The organism is Flavobacterium sp. HTF, assembly GCF_003105115.1.
Lineage (GTDB): Bacteria > Bacteroidota > Bacteroidia > Flavobacteriales > Flavobacteriaceae > Flavobacterium.
In genome coordinates this window covers 16,959-35,846 of sequence record NZ_QETH01000046.1, presented here as the reverse complement: position 1 = coordinate 35,846, position 18,888 = coordinate 16,959, and the positions used below count along the sequence as shown (strand labels likewise).

Annotated in this window: 17 protein-coding genes; 3 read left to right on the top strand and 14 right to left on the bottom strand. The window is 33.9% G+C overall.

Annotated elements, in window-relative coordinates; all coding sequences use genetic code 11:
• The first annotated feature begins 27 nt into the window (after window positions 1–27).
• Window positions 28–1,146: a C40 family peptidase gene (locus DCO46_RS14205; RefSeq protein ID WP_243416318.1), complete on the top strand. Its 1,119-nt coding sequence runs from the start codon at window positions 28–30 to the stop codon at window positions 1,144–1,146.
• An 80-nt stretch (window positions 1,147–1,226) separates the two neighbouring features.
• On the opposite strand, the gene DCO46_RS14200 is transcribed toward DCO46_RS14205, so the two are convergent.
• The 7 genes from DCO46_RS14200 to DCO46_RS14170 form a co-directional block, all read right to left on the bottom strand.
• Entirely contained in the window at window positions 1,227–2,651 is a 1,425-nt protein-coding gene (locus tag DCO46_RS14200; protein WP_116753175.1) for a sensor histidine kinase, read from the bottom strand.
• A 432-nt stretch (window positions 2,652–3,083) separates the two neighbouring features.
• A complete protein-coding gene (locus tag DCO46_RS14195; protein WP_116753174.1) occupies window positions 3,084–3,842 on the bottom strand; it encodes a methyltransferase domain-containing protein in 759 nt (252 codons plus the stop codon).
• Between the two features lie 306 nt (window positions 3,843–4,148).
• Window positions 4,149–5,702, bottom strand: a complete 1,554-nt coding sequence (locus DCO46_RS14190) for an AAA family ATPase (protein ID WP_116753173.1) — start codon at window positions 5,700–5,702, stop codon at window positions 4,149–4,151.
• 1 nt (window position 5,703) lies between these two features.
• Window positions 5,704–6,237, bottom strand: a complete 534-nt coding sequence (locus tag DCO46_RS14185) for a hypothetical protein (RefSeq protein ID WP_116753172.1) — start codon at window positions 6,235–6,237, stop codon at window positions 5,704–5,706.
• A complete protein-coding gene (locus DCO46_RS14180) occupies window positions 6,237–6,428 on the bottom strand; it encodes a hypothetical protein (RefSeq protein ID WP_116753171.1) in 192 nt (63 codons plus the stop codon). Before DCO46_RS14180 ends, DCO46_RS14185 begins: the two co-directional genes overlap by 1 nt.
• A gap of 18 nt (window positions 6,429–6,446) precedes the next feature.
• The gene (locus DCO46_RS14175) at window positions 6,447–8,147 is read right to left on the bottom strand and encodes a hypothetical protein (RefSeq protein ID WP_116753170.1); all 1,701 of its coding nucleotides are present in this window, start codon (window positions 8,145–8,147) and stop codon (window positions 6,447–6,449) included.
• A gap of 26 nt (window positions 8,148–8,173) precedes the next feature.
• Window positions 8,174–8,626, bottom strand: a complete 453-nt coding sequence (locus DCO46_RS14170) for a hypothetical protein (RefSeq protein ID WP_116753169.1) — start codon at window positions 8,624–8,626, stop codon at window positions 8,174–8,176.
• A 328-nt stretch (window positions 8,627–8,954) separates the two neighbouring features.
• Here DCO46_RS14170 and DCO46_RS14165 point away from each other — a divergent pair, with 328 nt between their 5' ends.
• On the top strand, window positions 8,955–10,373 hold the full coding sequence (locus DCO46_RS14165; protein ID WP_116753168.1) for an APC family permease: 1,419 nt from the start codon (window positions 8,955–8,957) through the stop codon (window positions 10,371–10,373).
• Window positions 10,374–10,497: 124 nt separating this feature from the next.
• Here the strand turns inward: DCO46_RS14165 and DCO46_RS14160 are convergent, their stop codons facing one another.
• The 4 genes from DCO46_RS14160 to DCO46_RS14145 form a co-directional block, all read right to left on the bottom strand.
• Window positions 10,498–10,959, bottom strand: a complete 462-nt coding sequence (locus tag DCO46_RS14160) for a DUF1810 domain-containing protein (RefSeq protein WP_116753167.1) — start codon at window positions 10,957–10,959, stop codon at window positions 10,498–10,500.
• Between the two features lie 160 nt (window positions 10,960–11,119).
• Window positions 11,120–11,749: an alpha-ketoglutarate-dependent dioxygenase AlkB family protein gene (locus DCO46_RS14155; protein ID WP_116753166.1), complete on the bottom strand. Its 630-nt coding sequence runs from the start codon at window positions 11,747–11,749 to the stop codon at window positions 11,120–11,122.
• 109 nt (window positions 11,750–11,858) lie between these two features.
• Window positions 11,859–13,118 (bottom strand): Y-family DNA polymerase, encoded by a 1,260-nt coding sequence (locus DCO46_RS14150; RefSeq protein WP_116753165.1) that lies wholly within the window; start codon window positions 13,116–13,118, stop codon window positions 11,859–11,861.
• Between the two features lie 86 nt (window positions 13,119–13,204).
• Complete coding sequence (locus DCO46_RS14145) at window positions 13,205–13,654, bottom strand: LexA family protein (RefSeq protein WP_116753164.1); 450 nt, start codon at window positions 13,652–13,654, stop codon at window positions 13,205–13,207.
• A 95-nt stretch (window positions 13,655–13,749) separates the two neighbouring features.
• Between DCO46_RS14145 and DCO46_RS14140 the strand changes: the two genes are divergently transcribed.
• Window positions 13,750–14,523, top strand: coding sequence for an XRE family transcriptional regulator (locus DCO46_RS14140; protein WP_116753163.1), 774 nt, complete (start codon window positions 13,750–13,752; stop codon window positions 14,521–14,523).
• Window positions 14,524–14,603: 80 nt separating this feature from the next.
• Here the strand turns inward: DCO46_RS14140 and DCO46_RS14135 are convergent, their stop codons facing one another.
• The 3 genes from DCO46_RS14135 to DCO46_RS14125 form a co-directional block, all read right to left on the bottom strand.
• Window positions 14,604–15,365, bottom strand: a complete 762-nt coding sequence (locus tag DCO46_RS14135) for a phosphatase PAP2 family protein (RefSeq protein WP_116753162.1) — start codon at window positions 15,363–15,365, stop codon at window positions 14,604–14,606.
• Window positions 15,366–15,779: 414 nt separating this feature from the next.
• Entirely contained in the window at window positions 15,780–17,498 is a 1,719-nt protein-coding gene (locus DCO46_RS14130; protein ID WP_116753161.1) for an ATP-binding protein, read from the bottom strand.
• A gap of 138 nt (window positions 17,499–17,636) precedes the next feature.
• A complete protein-coding gene (locus DCO46_RS14125; protein WP_116753160.1) occupies window positions 17,637–18,764 on the bottom strand; it encodes a universal stress protein in 1,128 nt (375 codons plus the stop codon).
• Between the last annotated feature and the right edge of the window lie 124 nt (window positions 18,765–18,888).

Below are 18,888 nucleotides of genomic sequence, written 5' to 3'. Positions count from 1 at the left end.
AGTGATAAGTTAGATAAAGCGTTCCATATATTAAAAGTACACGGTAAAATTACAGAAGTAAACGTTGCCGATACCTTAAAAGAAGTTCGTCGTGCCCTTGGAGATAACCTTAGTGTAATTGCAAAAAAATATGGAGTAAAAGTAAAAGATATCTCCAATGCTAATCCTAATGCACCTAAAGTTCTAAAATTAAATTCTACACTCTTAATTCCCAATAAAAATAAAGCTGTTGTAACAAACAATCAGGTTGAAAAATATAACAGTGCGCCTGGTCTGCACGAAGTTTCAGCAAAAGAAACGCTATGGGGAATTTCAAAAAAATATAATGTTTCTGTTGAAGATCTGAAGAAAGCAAATCCTCTATTAGAAACGGAAGGTTTAAAAATTGGTCAGCAAATTAACATTCCATCAGATGTTTCAAATACTGTTGCGATAGCAGATAAACCAGCAGAAAATAATTCGATTTCTACGGATGTTGAATTGTACAGAGAAGTTTTGCCTAAAGAAACCAAATACGGAATTTCAAAAGAATATGGTATTACTGTAGCTGAATTAGAAAAACAAAATCCTTCAGTAAAAGGCAAAGTTCCGGTAGGGTATCTTTTGAAGATTCGTGTTTCAAAAGAAAAAGCAGATGCTATACAAGCTGCAAAAGCCGCTAATGAAATAAAGGAAATTTCAACTTCATCTCCGGAGCAAATAGCAGAAAATAAAACGGATATTAAAACAGATTCGACTTACGTAAGACCAAATAATCATTCGGATTTAATTAATCAGTTAATCGAAAATGCAACACAAAATATTGGAGTTCGTTATCGTTCCGGTGGAACTACAAAAGCCGGATTTGACTGTTCCGGGTTAATGATTTGTACCTTCAATAGTTTTGATATCAAATTGCCAAGAAGTTCTATCGAGCAATCGCGCGTTGGTGTAAAAGTTAATGCGGAGGAAGCACAAAAAGGAGATTTAATTTTCTTTAAAACAAACGGCAGACGCCAGATTAATCATGTTGGAATGGTTGTGGAAGTTGCTGATGGTGAAATCAAATTTGTGCATTCTTCTACCCATGGGGGAGTGATGATTTCTTCAACAAAAGAAGCTTATTATGAAAGGAATTTTTCGCAGGTAAATCGTATTCTGCAATAATAACTTTATTAGAACTTTTGTCAATAATTGTTGATAATGACAAGCTAATCAATAACGTTTCTCTATCAGTAAATACAGGTTTAAATTCCGTTTGATTCCGGGATTGTTACAGTAAATTTACTTCCAATGTTATTTTCAGAAGAAACATAAATATTTCCTTTAATATTTTCTACAGCTTCTTTTACAATATAAAGACCTAATCCGGAACCCTTATTTTTGTTGGTTCCGAAATACATATCAAAAATGCGGTCTTTATATTCATCCTTAATTCCAATTCCGTTATCTGATATTTCGATTTTATTAAAACCATCAGCGATGTAGGTTTTAATTGAAATAAACATTTCTTTTTTACTGCTGTCTGCATATTTTATTGCATTTGAGAGTAAATTAAAAATGATGATTTTTAAACGAAGCCCGTCACTGTAAATCTGATCAATTTGTAATTCTTTACTAATTATAATTCGGTTCGCATTTTCAATGTGCATCAATTGCAATATAGCTTCGTCAAATAATTCATGAAGGCTTACAGGTTCTATAACAATCTCTTTCCGTTTGTTTTTTGAATAATCTATAATATCGCTTATAAACTGATCTTGCCTGGCAAGACTTTGATGCATTAAGGTAAGGTAGTTCCTGATCTGAATAATGTCGTTTTCTGATTGTGTAATTTCAATAAGACCTTTTAGAGATCTTATAGGTGATCTTAAATCGTGCGATGCACTATAAACAAAGCGGTCCAGTTCATGATTCACCGATATTAGGTTTTCATTTTTGACTTCAATCTCCTTTTTAGAAAGAATAAGCTTTTTGACCATTATAGAATAATAAATGCAAACACTGCAGACAATGACCAAAATAAAAAAGATATTAGTAATGATCAGTAAATCTTTTATTTTGCGCGTTCCTTCTCCAAGCGTATTAGAAAAATTGCGTTCATTAATTGTAAGTTTATCGCTGATGATACTAATTTGCTGAAGAAATTTTTGCTGATCTTCAGAAGTTAATATGTTATGTTTGATTTTGGCATCTATTTGTTGGCCAATAATAAATAATTTGAAAATTAGCCTGTCTCCTTGTTCCCATTCGTTAATGGCTTTTGCTAAAAAGGAAACCTGCCGGAAATTGACAAATAACCAGACAAGATCGTCTAAATCTTCAGGATGATTACGACCCACGAGCAGAGCCTTTCTGGCAATTTCATTATCGCCGGCTTTCAAAAGGGTTATTCGTGCAGTACCATCACCTTGCGGAACCCTTAATTCTTCTTTATATAGTTTCCATTGATTGGGGTCTTTTGTATAAAGATAAGTAAGAAGATGCCGTGAAGCATCTTTTTGACCTTTTGAGTAATGCGATTCACCATTTACATAAGCCCTGTTTGCAGATAAAATTTTGATTGTAAAAAAGTTAATGCAGATTAATAAGGCACAAGAAATAAATACAATTAACAGTAGAATAAAAACATTTGGAAAACGTAAATTCTTTAAAATTTGGCCTTTCGACATAATTTTTGATTTGTAGGTTAGTAATCTGATTCCAATATGAACGAGTATGTAATCTGTAACCGTCTAATCAAAAATTTTAGGGGATTTAAATTTTGATTAAATATAAACAATTGTTAATAATAAAAGTCAAAGTGTCGTTATGACGCTCATTTCAAATTTAATAAAAAAATAGAATTGTTTCATGAAAAAGGTATTAATTCTTGTTAAATTTATTACAGAGATTGTTTTGTTTATTAAAATGCTGTTTCTTAATAATTTGGGATGTGTATTTTTCCTTTTTGTAATCAAATGGCATTATAAAAACAACTGATTGTTGTATATAAGTACTTTTTTTGTTTAATCTTTTGAATCCTAAAGTTCGGATGAAGTTCAATATCTTTTAATTAAAAAACCAGGTTAATTTTGATAGAAATGTCTATTAAATTTCAGATCCTAAAAAGTGGCATACATAAGCAATCTTTTAAAAGCGTAGATTGACGGAATAGTTGGAAAATATATATCAATTCTTTTTTTGAATTCAGCTGATAGTTCTTCAAACTCATCCTTATTTAAACGTTCCTGATAAACTGTAAGTGCAGATCCAGAAATAAAATCAAAAAAAGAATCTTTTTGGGTAGAAATAAGAGGATATACTTTTTGATATAAAACCAAATTTTTCCCTCCATTGTCAAAAAGTATTTTAGCATACTCGTCTAAAGTCAGAACAGGCGAGGGGCGTGTCCAATTATGTAAATAGGATGCATAAGGCTCTTCCTTTACTAATTCTGATAATATTTTGTTTAGGGTGTTTTCAGTTTGTTGTGGCATTTGTACGGCCAATTGCCCACCCGGATTTATTCTGGAAATTATTTTTGAGAAAAGTTCCTGGTGATTATCTACCCATTGTAAAGCGGCATTCGAAAATATTAAATCCCATTTACTTTCCTGTTCTAATTGTTCTGTAATCGACAATTGCCTGAATTCTATATTCTCCTGACTTGGAGCTTTTGCCAGCATTTCAGCCGAAGAATCAATTCCGATGACAAATGGATTTGTAAGCTGATTGTAAAGTTTATGCGTTAATTCGCCTGTGCCACAGCCTAAATCTAGAACTTTGAGATTTGGTTTGTCAATGATATGGCTGGTAAGATCTCCAAAAGGTTTATATCTGTCTTCTTTAAATTCGTTATATTTATTTGGATCCCATGTCATAGTATTGTTTTAAAATTAAATAACACTTTTAAAGTTGAAGTAAAGATTGTTCATTCACAAGAAAAAAATAAGAGAAATTATAGTAATTCCTTTTTTCATGTTTAACGATGAAGATTTAATTCTATGAAAAAATCTCAAATAAAGTTAATAATTATAAATTTATCAATCCTATAAAATATAGAATACTGCAAATAATATTGCTATTCAAAAAACAAAATTCAAAAGGCTTTTAATACATAAAAAAACTGCAAGACGTAATGCTTGCAGTTGGAGTTAATATATTAAAGTTTTTATTCGTTTAATTTTTTAAATTATAATGGAGCGTTTGCCTATTGTCTTATCATTTATAGAAGTTTGCCAAGAAACTCCAGATGCAGGAACGGCTCTTTCTCTTCCCCACATTCTAATCGCTTCAATCTTTTCTGGTGCGGTTTTACTTAATGGTACAATATTTTTAAAACATTTTTCAAAAAGGTTATCATCCACAAAGTTATCTCCATGAATTACTGCCTGAATTGCAACATCTCGTACTGCACCCTCAATATCTGAGCCAGCAAATCCATCTGAAATTTCAACAAGTTGTCCTAATACATGCTCTGAAGGTTGTGTCAGTAAATTACGTTTTACATAAAGATTTATAATATCTAATCGTTCAATTTCTCCGGGCAAGTCAACAAAAAATAATTCATCGAAGCGTCCTCTTCGTAGTAGTTCTGGTGGTAATTTGCTAACGTCATTTGCTGTCGATACAACAAAAACTTTTGCCATGCTTTCCTGAAGCCAAAACAAAAATTGTCCTACCATTCTTGTAGAGGTTCCTCCATCATTAGAACCAGTTGCTCCAGAAAGACCTTTTTCAATTTCGTCAATCCATAATACGCATGGTGCTGCATTATCTGCAGATGCCAATGCTTCTTTTAATCTATTTTCAGATTGTCCCAAATATTGTCCCTGAATAGCGGCAAGATCTAAACGATATAACGGAAGATTCCAATTGGCTGCAATAAATTTAGCAGATAAAGATTTACCACATCCTGGAACTCCCACTAACAAAACTCCTCTTGGTGGCCTCATCTTTCTTGCTTTTAAGTCTGCCGTTAAAAGTTGTTTTTGGTTATCCAGCCAATGCTGTAATCCTGTCAGGCCAGCAACCGATAGTGTAGAAGAATCAATTTTCACCTTTTCTAACCCAGATATATCACTAAATAATTTATCTTTTGCGTTACTTAATTCTTTTATGTCGTCTTTTGTTAAGGAACCTTTTGCCATCTGGGTAGCCAAGACATTCTCGGCTTCAATTTTAGTCATATTTGCTAAAATTGTTGCAGCCATTTTATAATCTGTTTCTTCCCATTCTAGTGGGATTGAGCCTTTATACGGCATGACACATTCTTTTACCACATCCAGCATTTCTTCTTCATTTGGAGAATCAAGAGTAATGGTCATTCCTAGACGCTGCAATTGAGGCCAAATAGTTTTGGTGGTAATTAAACAAATACTACCTCCTCTTTCTATAGCTTGAATCACACAATCATAAAGATGTCTTGAGACTAAATTATCATCTTCTATATCGCTTACTTCTGTAAAAATAAAAGTTAAGTTTTGTCTCTGCGAAATGTTTTGAACAGCGTAGTCTAAACCACCTGCAATCGAACGATCATCATTGACACTTTTCTTTGATTTTATATCAATAGTTCCGTGTGATAAGCTATGAAAGTAAATCGGAATATTGATCTCTTCCGCTAATTGCTGAATAACTTCTAAAACCCTCGCCCTTTCGATACTTCGAATAGAGATAAAAGGTATTCTTGCCCTAAACATTCGCAAAAGCGAAGTCTTAAATTCTGTTTTATTAGCCATTTTAAAATATAATTTTTCTGCCCATAGGAGCAATTATTTCGTTTGTATTTTGGAAATTGTTATTTACATCGATTTTAGGTTCTTCAGAAATAATACTTATTTCAAAGGCATTTAATAAGATCAACATTTTATCTCTTCCTTTTGAAATTTTAGAAACATTGTTTTTTAATGATGTTTTTATTTCAATAATAAAATCTTCAAGATCTTTCTTTAATGTTTTTTTTAAGTCTTCAGGAAAGCCCTTTAAAAGAACAAATTTGATAAGTGGCGAAAGGTTTTTTTTGGCATTTCTTAGAGCAATTTCAAACTCATCTTCTGTTTTAAAGTTTTGAAAATGGAAGGATCGTTGAAAATTATCCAGCCAACTTTGCTTACGTTTTTTGTATATTTCTTCAACTTTAGTATAGAAACGTGTTGCGGTTCCGGCATCAACGATAAAACTGCCTATATTCAATTCTTCAATAGCAGCATCATCTCCATTACCAAATTTATCAAGTAGAATTGTCCACTCAGAATAAGTTATAGGGCCTTTCATTATTGTAATTTTATTCGGGGATTTATAAACTGGGTTGGCGGAATTATATCCCAATCCGGGAATTTTGCATTGCCTAATTCTGCTTCGGTCCTGCCTTGAAATAAATTAGGTTTTACAATGATTTCCTTTTTTGTCTCATAAGAGGTATTTTCAGATTCTTCCGAATGATTACCTAAAATTATTTTGGTCATGTCTCTAGTTTTTAAATGTTAGATAATACTTCTTGCCGTTTCTTTCGATACACTTGAAAAATCTTCAGGAGTAATTGAAGATAATAGCTGTCTTACTTGTTCTGCCTTATTATCTTCTATATTGTGTTCTCTTCGATAATCCACACTTTCTACAAGACAGCCTCTTAGTATCTCTTTTGCTTTTGTTTTTCGGTTTTCTATATTCTCAATGATCTGTTTTTTTGCTTTTTTATGATTATTAATAGAACTCCAGATTATTACACCGCCAATACCACATCCTAAAAAGCCAACGATAGGATGAAGGCTAAAGGCCCAGAGGCCCAGTAAACAAATTAATATGCCAATAATGACACCTGCATAAGGAAATGAAAGTTTTTTAAGTTCTGTCTCTAATAATTTACTATAGAATATTTCCTGATCTTTTAAAAGTTCATTTTCTTCGCTTCCATCTTTTGTTGAAGCCTTGAAATCATCAATTGAAATCTCAATATTTTGAGGAATTTTATTTCTGCTTTGCGCTGTAAATGTGTCGTATGATTCTAATATCCAGGGCTGACTGATTGAAACAGCAAGTGCTTGAGTTACCTTAGACGCTCCCGATAATTCAGGATTAAAAGATGCATTTGTTAATAATTGTAAAAAATCAACCTGTTCATCAAAAATATGTTTTTCTGCATCCATTACGGCCTGTGCTGCAGATTTATCTCCATCCATTTGAATAATAAGTTGATTAAATCTAACTTGTTCTTGCAATGGTAATTCTTCGTCATCAAAATTTGTAACCAATAAAGATAGAATTTCATCTAGTTGAACTTTAACACCTTTAGAAAAGTCAGCAGATGATGAGATAATGCTTTTAAAATGAGAATTCAAAAGCTCATGCGTTTTGGCTTCTTTTAGTGAATTGTCAAGCGAACTCCAGTTTGGAGAAAATTTTTCAAGAAGGGGATATTTACTATCAGATGAAGGGCCTAATGCTTCGAAGAATTTAACCCATTGTGATTTTTGTTCATTTATAAAGGTGTCACTTTGCGTAAGTTGGTCAAGCCAGTTTTTAACGTTTATCATCATTAATTGCTTTGATGCAGGAGGAAAAACACCAGTAGTGACTGCTTCAAGGATTATGATAAATTCCCGATCAAGATTATGAGGGTTTTGATGCATAAAATAACGTTCCAGCCATTTTAAACTAGCGTCATTTCTTGTTAATCGACGCATAACCATCATAAAAAAGAGAGTTGTTTTATAATCATCTCTTTTTAGTGCTTCATTTAGTGCTTTTTCAGTCGTATTTTTATCATTTCTAACCCAGGCTGCTAGACTAACTAAAGCCGGAGCTAACCAATATCCGGGTGCTTTTATCATTACCTCTTCTGTAGTAAATTTTAAAGTATCATCACTTACAACCCCGGTATCTACACCTTGAAGTATTCCTGTTGCCATTCGTCGTACTTCAGCATAATAACCAAACTTGATTTGCAAGTCTTGTTTTAAATTTCCTTGTCGGGTTTCAGCAAGTTGCAATGCTTTGTGCTTCAAATCTGCTTCTACAAAATCTGTAAAAGATTCGGCAAGTTTAACAAGTTCACTTTCTAATTGGTCTTGTTTAAAATTTAATGTTCCTAATTCAGAATGAACACCTGACATATCTGAGCTGATTGACCTTAAAGCACTATTTATAATGGAAAGGTCTGCATAAGAAATTACTTGTTGAGACATAGTTATTTTGGTTTAGTTAAATGATCTTATAATTTTGTTGCGGATCCGTCTTCACGAATCAAAATGATTTTGTCTTTATAGATTTCGACCATTGCATAAGCATTATGTTTGGCAAGCGATCGGGCTTTTTCAAAATCAGCTTCCATCGTTTCTGCCGTTTTATAATGCCTGATAATTTGACTACCACTTAAATCGAGTGTGTGTACTTCATATGGATGTCCTAAAAAACATTTTGAAAGAATTCCTAAGGGTAAACTGGAAAGCTCAGCTGTACCAAACTCTTCTTGAATAGCTTTTATGAGTTCATTCATTCCTTTTGTATCTGTTAATGTTTTAGCATCAAGTCCGGAAATAAGATCAAGATATTTTTTTGAACGTTTTTTTAAAATATCTCTGTCACTTATAAAGCTCGTAGCTAAAGTTTGCCTTTTCTCTGTATCAAGATTTATATTTTCGTTTTGTAAAATAATTCTCGCCATGTTATTTATTGGATTATTTTAATTCTTTCGATTCTCAAAATTAAATAGGCCAACACGTTATATTTTATGGGAAACCGTAATCATGACTTTTATTTGATAAATTATATTAAAGCGATTTGTGTAGAGGATGATATACTTTATCGTGGAATTCAAGTATAGCTTACCCTGAAGCCTCTGGATGCTCTATAAAAAATACACATATACAAATAATGAGTCTATATTGTAACTTTTTAAGAAATAAAGTATATATCTTTCATTAATAATCTAGAATCCAAAATTTCAGAAAAAAGTATATCTTTAACCAACCCTAAAACCAAAAAATAAAATAATGCAAGACGACAATCAAGAACAAGAACATTTTAAAAGAGAACTGGGATTATTAGACGGAACTATGCTGGTAGTTGGCTCTATGATTGGTTCAGGAATATTTATTGTAAGTGCAGATATCGCCAGACAAGTAGGATCTGCCGGATGGCTGACGCTGATTTGGCTTATTTCAGGATTAATTACAATTATTGCCGCTGTGAGTTACGGCGAATTAAGTGCAATGTTTCCAAAAGCCGGGGGACAATATGTATATTTAAAAGAAGCTTATAATAAACTTATTGCCTTCTTGTACGGCTGGAGTTTCTTTGCTGTAATACAAACCGGAACAATTGCTGCCGTTGGCGTGGCTTTTTCTAAGTTTGCAGCATATCTTTATGAGCCTTTTAGCGACGAAAATATATTATTTGAGTTAGGTTTTTTTAAACTTAATGCAGCTCAGATTGTTTCAATTTTTACGATTATTTTACTAACATACATTAATAGCCGTGGGGTAAAAAACGGGAAAATTCTACAGACCATCCTAACGATTATTAAAATATTATCATTGCTTGGATTAATTGTTTTTGGATTAACGCTTGCTGCGAAAGCATCAATCTGGGATGCTAACTGGGCAGATGCTTGGACACCACGCGCGTATAATTCTCAAAACGGATCATGGTTACCTATTAGTGGAACAGCATTAATTACCGGGATTTCTGCAGCAATGGTAGGCTCTTTATTTTCAAGTGATGCCTGGAATGGAGTAACATTTATAGCCGGAGAAATTAAAAACCCAAAGCGTAACGTTGGTTTCAGCTTATTCCTTGGAACTTTTATTGTTACGGTTATTTATGTATTGACAAATTTAATGTACCTGGCTGTTATTCCGTTTGACGAAATAGCAACTGCAAAATCAGATCGTGTTGCTGTTGTGGCTTCACAATATATTTTTGGTAATAGTGGGGCATTAATTATCGCAATCATGATTATGATTTCGACTTTTGCCTGCAATAACGGATTGATTATGGCAGGAGCGAGAGTATATTATACAATGGCAAATGATGGTTTGTTTTTTAAGAAAGCTGCCGTATTAAACAAATTTAGTGTTCCTGCATGGGCACTTTGGGCACAGTGTTTTTGGGCTTCTGCCTTATGTCTTACCGGAAAATATGGAGATTTATTAGACTTTGTAATCATCATCGTTTTGATTTTTTACATTCTTACCATTTACGGAATTTTTATTTTAAGGAAAAAAATGCCTGATGCAGAAAGACCATACAAAGCTTTTGGATATCCATTTTTACCAATGCTTTATATCATAGTAGCCGCTGCAGTTTGTATTTCATTGTTATTTACAAAATTCTCTACCTGTGGCTGGGGAGTTTTAATTATGTTAGCCGGAATACCGGTTTATTATTTAACAAAACCGAAAGAATCTTAAAAAGGAAAGTAGCTAAGATACTGAGGAACTAAGGTTCTAAGATTTATAAATAAAAAAAACGTCTTGTTATACACAAGACGTTTTTTTTATTTATTCACTGAATCTATTTAAAGTTTAATTCAAATTAGATTTCCGTTTGCTGTAAAGCAGGATGTATCATTTCATTTATTATGGACAGCGTAAGCGTATCAAATTTACCGGAGAAAAAAGCATCCAATACTTCCTGAAATACAGGATTGGTATTATTTGTTAAACTAAAAAGGGTCATACAGGACTGCAATTTGAGCGCATCCAAATCACCAAGGATTGATTCAGCCGATTTCATTTTAAACTCTAAAAGAACTTTGGAAACTTCAATAAGATGCTTTCCAAGAACCGGGTGCGCAAGAAATTCTTCGCTTTGCTGAAGATTTTCGATGGCATACAATTTGGACATTTCACTTCTGCCTAATCCTTTTATCTGAGGAAAAATAAACCACATCCAATGGGTTTCTTTTTTTCCCTTTTTAAGTTCGGTAAGAGCTGTAAGATAGAGCTTGTTTTGTGCCTCTAAAAAACGGGTTAAATCATTGTTTAATTTTGCCATTGGGTAAAATATTATTGGAAAAAAAGTTGAAAAATAGTAAAAAAGATAAGTGTTGCCTAATATAAATTGATAAGAAGCCACTATTTTATTTTATACACTTGATTTTGAGGTTTTTTCTGACGTGAACCCCAGCTGTTATTATGCTTAAATACATTTTATACTATTCTGTTTTTCTGTCTGTTCTTCTAAAAGTCAGATTTATTCTTGGTAATACATTTCGGGCAGTTTTTGGAACCTGATGCTGCCAAAAACTATTTGTAGTTCCGGCCATCAGCAAAAAAGATCCGTGATGCAATGGAATTTCAACCTGAGCGATGTCTTTTCTAAACTTATGACGAAGTCTGAATATTCGCGTCTCTCCAAAAGTTACTGATGCAATAATCGGGTCTTTACCCGGGTTGTTTTCCTTGTCGCTATGCCATCCAACACCGTCATTCCCGTTTCGGTACAAATTCAGCAGCAGACTGTTAAATTCAAGTTGTGTTTCTTTTTCTACCCTGCTTCTGATGGTAAGCAGATCATAAGTCCAGTCTGGACCATTTTGATCTGCACCGATATTATCTTTGTCTTCATACCAGGCGATCATTCTGGGAGCAGTAACAGTTTTGTCAAAAATTTCCATTTGATACCCCCTCCATTTAGTCTGATGAAGTAATTTTTCATAAAAATGATCAGATTCTTCTTTAGTAAAGAAATTATCTATCAAAATAAGCTCTGTGTCAGGCAGGTCAAATATTTTTTTTCCTCCTGAACCTGTGGTAAATAATTCAGTGTCGTTAAATAGTTTCATAACTTATTTTTTAGGTTTGTTATAGCTGTATATTTGGGTAATCTGATTAATAGTTGTGATTTAAAAGATATAATGAATTTGAATTACAGTTTTTAATGAATGGTGAGTCTCAGGCCTTAACTATAATCACATCTTTAAGGCACGTAGAGAATTTTGGGGACAGCCTGTCCTGTTTCATTTTCCATTGCCGGCCTAAAGACTGTACACCGAATTTGATTTTATTCTCACCATAACACTGATTCATTTTGTCAATAACACTCATCAGAGGCTGATGTTTTGGATTTGAGGTTGTAAACAAATTGAGTTGCGTTTCATTATTTGATGTTAATCCCATTACAATTACCCCTGCTTTTTTATAGCGGTATCCTGGCTTGAAAATGGCATTAAAACCTTTCTGTGCCGCTTTGTTAAGTTCAATGGTAGAATTGGTCGGAAAATCAGTAGTGATTGTAATACTTCGTGAATATTGAGAGTTTTCTCCGCCCATAAAATCAGTCTGAATAAAAACCGTAACCATATTGCAATGGCAATCCTGACGACGTAATTTTTCTGCACAAGAAGCTGTAAATGTGCTGATGCGTTCTGAAATTTGTTCAAATGAAGTATATCGCCTTTCAAATGATCTTGTGGTGGCTATCATTTTTCGGTCTTTTGCTTCTTCAAGATCTAACGTCGGTTTTCCTTCCAGATCATGTTTTAACCTAAGTCCCACAACAGCCATCTCTTTTCGTACCCAGGCATCCGGAAGCTGGGTAAACTGATAAGCGGTAGTAACATTTTTCAGTTTCAGTCTTTTGGCATGTTTTCTCCCAATTCCCCATACGTCCTCGATTTTAGTCCATTTTAAAGCTTTGATTCTTTTTTCTTCCGAGTCTATGCAATAAACATTTTGTGTACGGTCGGCAAATTTCCGGGCAATCTTGTTAGCCATTTTCGCCAGAGCTTTAGTAGGGGCAAAACCAATACTTACGGGAATTCCGGTTCCTTGTGTTATTTCTTTTCGTATTTTTAGTCCAAGTTCGTTCATATCAAATAGTTCATAGCCCGAAAATTTCAGGAAAGCTTCATCAATGCTATAGATTTCAATTTCCGGTGTATACGTCCGGAGCATGTTCATTACCCGATTACTCATGTCACCATACAATGGATAATTAGAAGAATAAACAAAAATGTTTTTCTCCTTAAAAATTGCTTCATATTTAAAAGCAGGAATAGCCATCGGTATGCCTAAAGTTTTCGCTTCATCAGAACGCGAAATAACACAACCGTCATTATTAGAGAGAATCACAATAGGTTTTCCTCTTAATTTCGGCTCAAATACTCTTTGGCAGGAAGCATAAAAATTGTTACAATCGACTAAAGCAAACATTTCTAAATGTATTTCTATTTCTGTTTCTGTTTCTGTTTTGTTACCCTTAGCGATCCCGAAGCCACGGGATCGCTCACACTGACAACTTAAAAAGACTTAATACTGTGAATCACAATTCCCCAAATCACAAAATTATTTTCGGGAGTTACTTTTATAGGCTCATAATCTTCATTTTCGGCGATAAGCCAAATCATATCTTTTTCTATCTTGATCCGTTTTACCGTAAATTCACCATCAATCTGGCAGACAGCAATTTTGTTGTTTTGAGGTTCAAGACTTTTATCAATAATGAGTAGATCACCATCATTGATACCGGCATTTTTCATAGAATGACCTTTGACCCTGGCAAAATAAGTTGTGTCTTTATGTTTAATAAATTCCCTGTTGAGATCAATTGTCAATTCAATAAAATCATCAGCAGGTGAGGGAAAACCTGCACTTATACCTACATCAAAGAAAGGAAGCTCCACTTTGGAACCGCTGTCGGGAATATAAAACTCAAGTGTTTTTGTGGTATTTAGATTTATCAATTTCATAATCACTCAGATGGGGTTTTTAAACAAGACAAAATTAGCACAGGTGATAACATTTTTTTGTATATTTGCTGTTCCAAATTATAACAAATTAATCTATGTCTTTATTTTCAGATAATATCAGAGCATTAAGAGTTAAACATAAAATATCACAAGAGAAATTAGCTCAAAACCTTAAAATTACCCGAGGGAGGTATGTTAAATATGAAGACGGAACTTCAGAAGCACCGTATGATATCTTAAAGCAGATTGCTTTATATTTTCACATGAGTATTGACCTGATATTGTCTGTGGATATCCGAAAAATAGACGTCGAAAATCTGATAAAACTGGAAGGAAACCGATTGATTTTACCCATTCAGGTTGATCGGTTTGGAGAGAATTTTATTGAAATTGTTTCTCAAAAAGCAAAAGCCGGTTACCTAAACGGATATGCTGATCCGGAATATATCGAGAGTTTACAGCAGGTTTCGCTTCCTTTTTTAGGACCGGGCAAACACCGCGGATTTCCTGTTGAAGGCGATTCGATGCCTCCGCACGAAGACGGTTCTATTATTATCGGACGTTATGTAGAAAGTCTGGGTCAGGTTATGGATGGAAAAACGTATATCCTCATTACCAAAAACGAGGGAATGGTTTACAAACGTCTCAATAAAAACAAAAAGAACACTTTGGTTTTAGAATCAGATAATCGTTTTTATCCAAATTACGAAGTGAAAGCTTCTGATATTTTGGAGATTTGGGAATATGAATGCAATATCGGCCGTTCGGATAAAAAACAAGAAACAACGGAAACTGGAGCAATGAAAGATTTGCTTTTAGAATTGAAACGTGAAGTTCGAGAGATTAAGAATAATACTTCGAATACATAACAAGAGTTTGCCACAAAGGCGCTAAGACACAAAGCTATTTAAAAAAACTTTGTGTCTTAGCGCCTTTGTGGCAAAAAAAACTAAAAAACCTTTGCAAAACTCAACCCATATTGCTGTCCATTATAAAAAGGCATTATCATAGAAGTTGATTTGTTTTCGGCTGATGATTTGAACAATTTTTTAGTGATATAAGGATTTATCCAATATGCAATTTTGGTGCTCAAAATCCCAATTCCCGCTCCGGCAGCGACGTCAGTCATCCAATGGCGATTGTTGTAAATTCTAAATAATCCCGTTCCGGTGGCAACGGCATAACCGGCAATTCCGTACCAAATCGATTTGTCTTTATATTCCTGCCATAAAAATTCAGCTCCGGCAAAAGCGGTTGCAGTATGTCCGGAAGGGAAGGAGTTGTTCGAACTCCCGTCAGGTCTTTCTACATGCGAAATGGATTTTAAACCCAAAACTGTTGAGGCCATTATAACATAATAAGTCACAAATATTACCGAACGATCCCGCATATTATTTTTGCCTTTTACACCAAAAGCATTCAACGCATAAACAGATGCCGCAGGCGCATATTGTGAGAAATCATCAATCGTAATTTTTTCATCAATATCTTCCGTGACTTCAGCCTTAATTTGATGATTGAAACTCAACAACTGATCACTTTCAAGACCAATAACGCCATAGCCAATTAATACACCCGGAATAATTAGTTGCTTGTAATTGGATTTTAAATGATTGGAAGTACTGTCAATTTTAGTAATCGAATCATTTTGCTGTGCATTCGCAGAAAATAATCCGAATAGGAATAGCAGAGAAATCGTTTTGTGGAACATCTTTCGTTGTCGTTATATTTTGCAATAGTAACGAATGTCTGATGCAGGTATTTTGGGCTTAATGGAACCTTAAGTCAATATTAATTTATTGATTTTAAATGAGGTAGTTGAATTAAGATTGGCTAAATTTTTTAAAATTCCGTAGGAATAATCGATGTTGTAGCAACGGATTTCAATCCGTTGAAGTTTGATCAAACGATGTTTTAAAGTCCCGTAGGGACGATTTATATTGTAGGGCTGGATTTCAATCCAGTCTAATATGAATCGAGCCCACGGCTCTTTTGCATTGTGGAATTTTTTTGTCAACCGGATTAAAATCCGGCCCTACAATATGGTTCGAGCCTATGGCTCTTTTAATATTTTTGTTTAAACAATTCACAATTCACAATTCACAATTCACAATTCACAATTTTTCTAAACCTTCAACGAAAACCAAAACGTACTTCCTAATCCTAAATTACTCTCAACCCCAACACTGCCGTTTTGTGCTTCAATAAATTCTTTACTAATTGCTAATCCCAATCCCGTTCCGGATTTTTGACTTCCCGGAACCTGAAAATACTTATCGAAAACTTTGTCTTTATAACGTGCGTCAATTCCTTTTCCGGTGTCGATAACCTGAAATACGATTTGATTATTTTCTCTTTTTAATTTGATGAAAATCGTGCTTTTTTCAGAAGAATACCGAATCGCATTGGATAAATAATTAATCAAAACCCAGCCTGTTTTTTCGCTGTCGGCTTTTACACTTTCCAGATTTTCATCGGCATCGATAACCAAATTGATTTGCTTTTGATCAGCCTGAATTTTTACGGCTTCAACGGCATAATTTACAATTTCATGCGGATTGCTTTTTTCGATGTTGAGCTGAATATTTCCGGTTTCCAATTGCGATAAATTCAGCAGTTCGCCTGTAATTTTAAGCAATCGCTGGCTGTCATCCTTTATGCTTTCAACCAATTGTTTTTGGTCATCATTCATATCGCCCGTTTTGGCATTTTCAAGCAATTGAAGACTTAGTTTTATAGACGCAATTGGTGTTTTCAATTCGTGCGAAACGGTGGCAATAAAATTGGTTTTGGCAAAATCCAGTTCTTTAAAAAGTGTAATATTTCGCAGAATAATAACATCGCCAATATTGATTTCTTTTTCTTCTCCTGTTGGAATTATCGTGATATTCAGAATTTCTTTTTCAAAATAACTTTCTTTTCCGTGCGCATAAATTTTAAGCGGTTGTTTTTTAGGAGTTTCTGAATCTTCTTCCAAAATCAAAGACCGAATCAAATCATTGGACAAGGCTAGAGTAGAAGCCGATTTTCCAATAATATCTTCCAATTTCAAACCAATAATTTTCAACGCTTCATCATTGGCAAACAAAACAATATTTTCATGGTCTAAGCCAATAATAGGATCGTGCATATTATTGATTAAAGTTTCCAGTCGTTTCTTTTCGAAGAAGAGTTTATACAAATTACTATCGTTGTATTCCTGAAGTTTTTGCGCCATTGTATTAAACGATTTGGCCAAATCGCCATATTCATTATGATTGGTAAAATGTACCCGTTCTGAATAGTTTTTATTCGCAATTTCCTTAATACTCAGCGTTAATTCTTTTATCGGATTCGCAATATTATTTGGAAGATTGACGAGTAAATTAAAAGCAATCAAGAAGCATAAGCTTCCGACAATGGCAATCCATAAATTAGCATTTTCGGCAGTGAGTTTTGCGATGTCGCTTTTTTGTTTTATGGCATCCAGATTCAGTTTCATAATAGCGAAAATATCCTGTCTGATTTTTGCTTTTATGGTTTCGTTTGCTCCGTTTTGTTCTAAAAGCGTAAAACTTTTTTCAAGGTTTTCGGTTGCTTCTTTTTCACCTGGTTCGGTAACATTTTGTGTTTGTTTTTCAAGATATTCTTTGAAAATAGGAATCTTACTATCAGGACTAGCTTTAATTTCATCCAAAGACAAAATCATATTTCTAGAATATTCCAGCGTATTATAATTCGCTTTCAGAATATTTTCGGTATCTGCTTTTATCAAAAAAACAGAATAACCGCTCACTAACGAAAGTATGATGATCATTAAAAATAACAATCCAACTCCGAGATTCAATTTGGTTTTAATTCTCATAATGTTTATTTAAAAACAAGTTTTTTTTATTTGAACCATTAAGATATTAAGGAAATTAAGCTTTGAACTTAATGAAACTTACAAAGAGAAAATTAAGCATAGCCTTTATTTTCTTAATATCTTAATGGTTAGAAAATTTTATGACAGTATAACAAGATCAACATTTGATAAAGACAGTTTGTTCAGCAAACGCCTAAAAATTGTTGTAGACAAAATTACTTTAAATAAATTCAAATGCGGTTTTCCGATACAAACTGTTGTAATTTGTTTTTCTTCAACTGTTGCTAAAATCGCATCGGCAATATTTTTATCCTCTACTTTAATGACTTCCGCGCCTAATTGCACGGCGAGTTTAAAGTTATTAATTAAATGCCGTTGTTTATCCAAAGCAATTTTTGTACTGCTTTCCTGTGGCGTTTCTACATACAAAACATACCAGGATCCGTTGTAATAACTGGCCAGTCGCGCCGCTTTTCTAATTACGATTTTGGCCGTTTTGTCATTACTGCTAATGCAGGCCAACAATTTCTCATGTCGTAAAGCATGAAGATTCGGAACTTCATTTTCAACTTTTCGAACGACCTGACTCGCTACTTCTTTCAAAGCCAGTTCCCGAAGCTGTAAAATCTGTTCCGATTTAAAAAAGTTCGTTAAAGCCGTCTGAATTTTATCCGGTGTATAAATTTTTCCTTCTTTCAAACGCGCAATCAAATCTTCAGATGTTAGGTCGATATTCACGACTTCATCTGCCAATCGCAAAACATTATCCGGAATTCGTTCCTGAACGTCAATATTTGTAATGCGTTTTACGTCTTCATTTAAACTCTCAATATGCTGAATATTCACCGCCGAAATCACATTAATTCCAGCTTCCAGAATTTCTAAAACATCCTGCCAGCGTTTTTCGTTTTTGCTTCCTTCAACGTTGGTATGCGCGAGTTCATCAACAATAACCACTTCCGGACGAAGATTGATAATCGCCTGAACATCCAGTTCTTCTAATTCTTTTCCTTTATAGAAAATGGTCCGTCTCGGAATTATAGGCAAACCTGCTAATAATTCATGTGTCTCTTTTCGCATGTGCGTTTCGATGTAGCCAATTTTCACATCGATTCCGTTTTTCAATAACGAGTGCGCTTCCTGAAGCATACGAAAAGTTTTGCCCACACCGGCACTCATTCCAATGTAGATTTTGAACTTTCCCTTTCGTGATTTCTGAATTAAATCGAGAAAGTGTTGTGCATTATTTTCTTTTTCTTCTTTCATGTTTTTTGCCACGAAGGCGCTAAGTCTCCAAGTTTTTTATTTCACGCAGATTTTAAAAGATTTAAGCAGATATTCGCAGATTGTTTAATTAAAAATCCATTTAAATCTGCTATAATCTGTAGAA